Origin of the sequence: Flavobacterium sp. (assembly GCF_043779715.1) — a bacterium.
Classification (GTDB): Bacteria; Bacteroidota; Bacteroidia; order Flavobacteriales; family Flavobacteriaceae; genus Flavobacterium.
On record NZ_JAYWDT010000250.1, the window covers coordinates 1 to 5,671 of the forward strand.

Genomic DNA, 5,671 nt, shown 5'->3' on the forward strand with positions numbered 1-5,671 from the left:
CGAATTATACGTTCAAAAAGAACCAATGATTTGCAAATACGAAAAACGAAAAGGGAAAGCCACCACCATTATTGAAGGTTATGAAGGAAGCGACGAAGATTTTAAAATTCTAGCCAAAGAAATAAAAACCAAACTCAGTGTTGGAGGAACTTTTAAAGATGATTCGATAATAATTCAAGGAGATTACCGTGACAAAATCATGGAAATACTAAAAATAAAAGGATTTAAAGTAAAACGTGTTGGAGGATAATTAATTTTAGATTTCAGAGTTTAGATTTTAGATTTTAGATTTTAGATTTCTTAAAACAAAAAAATAAAAACCTTAGTAACTTTGTTACTTTGAAACTTAGCACCTTAAAAAAATGATAAAACCATCAGAATTAATACTAAACCCAGACGGAAGTGTATATCACTTAAACTTGCTTCCTGAAAATATAGCACACGACATCATCTTTGTAGGTGACCAAGAACGTGTATCAAAAATTACACAACATTTCGATAGTATCGAATTTTCTACTCAAAAAAGAGAATTCAAAACAGAAACTGGAATGTATAAAGGCAAAAGAATTACTGTACAATCAACAGGAATTGGTCCAGATAACATTGATATTGTTTTTAATGAATTAGATGCATTAGTAAATGTCGATTTAAAAACCAGAGAGATAAAACCAAATCATACCGCTTTAAATATAGTTCGTATAGGAACATCAGGTTCATTACAAGCTGATATTCCCGTCGACAGTTGGGTTATGAGCAAATATGCTATTGGTTTAGACAATATGCTTCGCTCCTATTTAATCGAAGAACATTCTATTACCGAATTAGAAGATGCCTTTATCCAGCAAACCAATTGGGATTTGCGCAAAGGTCGTCCTACCGTTGTGGCTTGCGACCAAGTGTTAGAAAATAAAATATATTCAGACAAATTTCATAAAGGTTTTACAGGAACAGCCGGAGGTTTTTACGGACCACAAGGTCGTGTAGTTCGCTTAAACATTCAAGATCCTGACTTGAATAAAAAAATGGATGCTTTCAATCATAACGGAACTCGTATGACGAATCTTGAAATGGAAACTTCTGCAATTTACGGCTTAGGAAAATTATTGGGACATAATTGTTTGTCATTAAATGCCATAATTGCAAATAGAGCTGTAGGCGAATTTAGTTCAAATCCAGAAAAAACTGTCAATGAACTAATTGCATATACATTAGATAAATTGATTTAGTAATTTTAGGAGCTATTTCCCGCTATTCGTTGCAATCTTTTCTTTTTTAAAGAAAAAAAGAAAAGTATTTTCACTACTATCAGGGCTAAAAAACTGTAAACAATGAACCTAATCCTAGAAACTGAGCGACTCATTCTTCGTCCATTAGAATTATCTGATGTTGATGGTTTCTTTATAATGAATAATAATCCTAATGTAAATTTTTATTTAAGAAATCCAATAAAATCAAAAATTGAAGCAAAACTATATATTCAAAAAATTATAAATGAATATCAGAAAAATAGTATAGCAAGATTTGCAGTAATTTTAAAAGAAACAGATAAGCTAATTGGATTTTCGGGGTTAAAATTCAGAAATACTCTAGAAAATAATCATATTAATTTTTATGATTTAGGATATAGATTTTCTGAAGAACATTGGCACAAAGGATTTGCTAGTGAATCTTCTCTTGCTTGGTTAGATTATGGATTTAATACAATGAAATTATCGACTATTCATGCCTGTGCTTTAAGTGATAATTTAGGTTCAAACAAAGTCTTAAAAAAGATTGGTTTCGAGTTTACAAATCAATATGTAGCGAACAATTCTATTCATAATTGGTATAAAATTGATAATAAAAATTAAAAATATGAACTTAATCCTAGAAACCGACAGACTTATTCTTCGCCCGTTTGAATTGTCAGATGCCGAAGCACTTTTTGAAATGGACAAAAACCCAGAAGTTCATAAATATTTGTGGAACAAACCACTCACAAAAATTGAAGAAGTACATGACTATATCAATATGGTTCGTCAGCAATATTTAGATAATAATATTGGACGTTTTTCAACAATTCTGAAAGATACAGGGGAACTAATCGGTTGGACAGGAATAAAATACGTAACTAATCATATAGAAAATGGAAATACCAATTTTTATGATTATGGTTATCGTCTAAACGAGAAATTTTGGAATAAAGGATACGCCACAGAAGCATCTATTGCTTGGTTGAACTACGGTTTTAAAGAAATGAAAATTGATAAAATGAATGCTTATACACATACTCAAAATGACGCATCAAATCATATTTTGCAAAAAGTAGGAATGAATTTTATAGAAGATTATTTAGACAAAGACAATGTTCTCTGGAGATGGTGGCAAATGAATAATCCCACTATTTAACCTACATTTGCTTTTCATAACAAAACCAAAATGAAAATAATTCTTACAGGAGCAACAGGCGTTTTAGGATCTCATATTATGTATGAAATTTTAGAGCTTTTTATAACTAATTCTATCGACGGAAAACTATTCTTGATTACAAGAAACAAAGGAAAAAACTCAGCTAAAGACAGAATAAACGAACTTTTATCTAGTAGTTATACACCACAAATCCTTATAGAAAAAGGATTAGAAAAATTACATTCTTATATAGAAATTATTGATACCGATTTGTCTGAAATTCAAGATAATAATGCTGAAAAAATTCGTGGAGCATACTTTATTCATTCCGCTGGTTATGTAAATTTATCGACTGATGAAGACCAGAAAGAGAAAATATTTAATGAAAATGCCCAAATCACAAAAAACATTTTCAACACTTTTTCTCCGTTTATCAAAAAATTTATTTACATCAGTACTGCATTTTCATCTGGAGTTAGAAATGGACTTATAGACAATGATTTTCATAATTTAAATTTTATTCCAGAACACCGGAATGCCTACGAAAATGCAAAATTTCATTCAGAAAGTTTTGTAAAACAACAGTGCAAAATTTTAGGATTGCCGTATCAAATTCTTCGTCCAAGTGTTATTGGAGGAAAAATGCTAGGAAAAGAAAACAATTATTTCATTCCTAAATATATGGTTTTTTACCTTTTAGCAAAATTTTTCCATTTTACTGCGCAACGAAAAAACGAACAAGAAAATGTGCGATTTCAAATAAATGAAAAAACAGGACTAAACATTATTCCTGTAGATTATGTAGCAAAAGTGATTGTAAATTCTTTTCAAAGAGAAGATATTCAACAACTTAATATTGTACACAACAAAAGTTTTAATATCGTAAAAGGACTGCAACTAATAATGCAAGAAGTAGGTTACACTAATTTTAGTTTAATTCAAAGCACACTCGATTTTAATTATAAAACTACTATCGAAAAATTATATTACGAAAGCATAGGAAAGCATCTAAAGCCTTATTTTACTACCGATGCCAACGAATATGATACAACATTATTGAACTCGATTCTAGAAATCCCTAAACTAGATACTGAAGCATTTACAAACATGATTCGTTATGCGAAATTGAATAATTTTAAAGATATAAATGTTTAATTTTTTACTTAAAGAATGACAACAATAAAAATAGTAGGCGTTCCAGAACATTTCAATTTACCTTGGCAATTAAGTATTGAAAAAGGCGAATTTGAAGCAGAAAACATCGATTTACAATGGACAAATGTACCCGAAGGAACAGGTAAAATGTGTCAAATGCTTCGTGACAAAGAAACTGACATTGCAGTAATTCTAACTGAAGGAATTGTAAAAGATATTATTGCTGGAAACCCGAGTAAAATTGTTCAAGTTTATGTAGAAAGCCCTTTAATTTGGGGAATTCATGTAGCTGCCAATTCAAAACACCAAAAGCTTCCGGATTTAAAAAACACCAAAGCTGCTATTTCAAGATTGGGTTCTGGTTCTCACCTAATGTCGATTGTAAATGCGCAAAATCAATATTGGAAAATCGATAATTTACAATTCGAAATCGTAAATACTATCGATGGTGCAGTCGAAGCATTAACAAACCAAACGGCCGATTATTTTATGTGGGAACGATTCATGACAAAACCATTAGTTGATGCTGAAATTTTTAGAAAAATTGGCGATTGTCCAACACCTTGGCCTTGTTTTGTCATTGCAGTTCGTGATGAAATTCTTGAAAAACACCCAAAAATTATCGATAAAATTCTAGAAATCATCAATGCAACCACTTCCGAATTTAAAGAAATGTCAAATATCAATGAAAATTTAGCCTCAAGATACAACCTAAAAATAGAAGATATTGAAGAATGGCTATCTTTAACTGAATGGTCACAAGAACAATTATCAAAAAAAATGTTAAACAAAGTTCAAAATCAACTATTTGAACTATCTATTATTGATAAAAAGGTTACTTTTGAGACGATAGTCAGATAATTGCTTATTTTTATCGTTTTACAAAACAATGTCAGTGGTAACAAGGGAACTTATTAGAAAATATAAAGAAAAGCTTTCCTTACCAAAGCCTTGGGATAATATTGTCATTTTTTTGTTAAATATCTTACTAACTATTCCAATATTTATTATTGTTCACCAAAATTTAGTCAATCCAAATTGGCAATTTCCTATTGATAGAATTTTGTTATTTATCGTAATTTTAATCTGTTTTCAACTTATTCTAAGAGCACTAAAAACGATTATTGTAATCTGTATATTCGCCTATATCATCATAGTTTTTTTAGGGACAATATTTGGAGAATACAGTTTTTATAGGGTTTACGATGATTATCGCTCTATGATGTACACCATGGGAGAGAATCCTTATCCGCAAGATATCATTGTAAGCAAACTCTTACCATTTCCTAATAAAAACAAAGTGATTAGATCTATAGATTATTCAAATCCCAAAGTTCGGAATTTTGCATTATCAGCAACTACAAAATACTTTTCAGATACAAAAAAAATAAAAGGATATCAAAATTATCGTACTACAATTCAGTGTTTTGCGGTTTTTAAAGAAATAAAAAGCCGTTGGAATTATGTAAATGATCCGCAAGGCAATAATTATATCGCTTACGCGTCGGAATCCTTGCAACATTTCTCTGGCGATTGCGATGATCACGCCATTCTTATGGCAGCTGGAATAAAAGCTGTGGGCGGAATCCCAAGACTTATTCATACAAACGACCATATTTATCCCGAAATGCTAATTGGCACAAAACGTGATTTGCAAAATATAAATTTCCTAATCAGAAAGGTACTTTTTGTCGAAGAAAGCAAAGGCAAACAATTGCATTATCACATCGATGAGCGCGGACAAATATGGCTAAATCTAGATTATACAGCAAGTTATCCTGGAGGGAAATTTATGAGCGAAGAAATTTTAGGAGAGTTAACTTTGAATGATTAGAAGCACAACTATTTTTTCTTTTTCAGCATTATTCCCACTCTACGTTTCAATCTTTTTATAATTTGTTCTTCTACAAGCTTAAAATGACAAATTATAAAAAGGATTTCCACTTCGATCAGGGCTACAATTCATGTTAGAAATTCCTATTTAAGTTTTTTTTATATTTGCACGCAACCCTTCCACATTTGATGTATCATATAAAAAAATAAACTTTGAAAAAAATACTGCTCTTATCTATTTTATTCATTACTTCATTTGTTTTCTCTCAAAAAAATGATAGCATTCAAAATATAT

7 protein-coding genes are annotated in these 5,671 nt (G+C 30.3%); all 7 read left to right on the forward strand.

Going from position 1 to position 5,671, the window contains the following annotated elements; genetic code table 11:
- Positions 1-250: translation initiation factor (locus tag ACH2BG_RS12130; RefSeq protein WP_395047955.1), on the forward strand; the 250-nt coding region annotated here is incomplete at its 5' end.
- Between the two features lie 112 nt (positions 251-362).
- Positions 363-1,226: a nucleoside phosphorylase gene (locus tag ACH2BG_RS12135; protein ID WP_395047956.1), complete on the forward strand. Its 864-nt coding sequence runs from the start codon at positions 363-365 to the stop codon at positions 1,224-1,226.
- 102 nt (positions 1,227-1,328) lie between these two features.
- The gene (locus ACH2BG_RS12140) at positions 1,329-1,850 is read left to right on the forward strand and encodes a GNAT family N-acetyltransferase (protein WP_395047957.1); all 522 of its coding nucleotides are present in this window, start codon (positions 1,329-1,331) and stop codon (positions 1,848-1,850) included.
- A gap of 4 nt (positions 1,851-1,854) precedes the next feature.
- Positions 1,855-2,388 carry a GNAT family N-acetyltransferase gene (locus ACH2BG_RS12145; protein ID WP_395047958.1) on the forward strand — a complete coding sequence of 178 codons (534 nt, stop codon included), beginning with the start codon at positions 1,855-1,857 and terminating at the stop codon, positions 2,386-2,388.
- 30 nt (positions 2,389-2,418) lie between these two features.
- Entirely contained in the window at positions 2,419-3,543 is a 1,125-nt protein-coding gene (locus ACH2BG_RS12150; RefSeq protein WP_395047959.1) for an SDR family oxidoreductase, read from the forward strand.
- 15 nt (positions 3,544-3,558) lie between these two features.
- On the forward strand, positions 3,559-4,404 hold the full coding sequence (locus ACH2BG_RS12155) for a substrate-binding domain-containing protein (RefSeq protein WP_395047960.1): 846 nt from the start codon (positions 3,559-3,561) through the stop codon (positions 4,402-4,404).
- A 28-nt stretch (positions 4,405-4,432) separates the two neighbouring features.
- A complete protein-coding gene (locus tag ACH2BG_RS12160; protein WP_395047961.1) occupies positions 4,433-5,377 on the forward strand; it encodes a transglutaminase in 945 nt (314 codons plus the stop codon).
- Positions 5,378-5,671 lie beyond the last annotated feature (294 nt).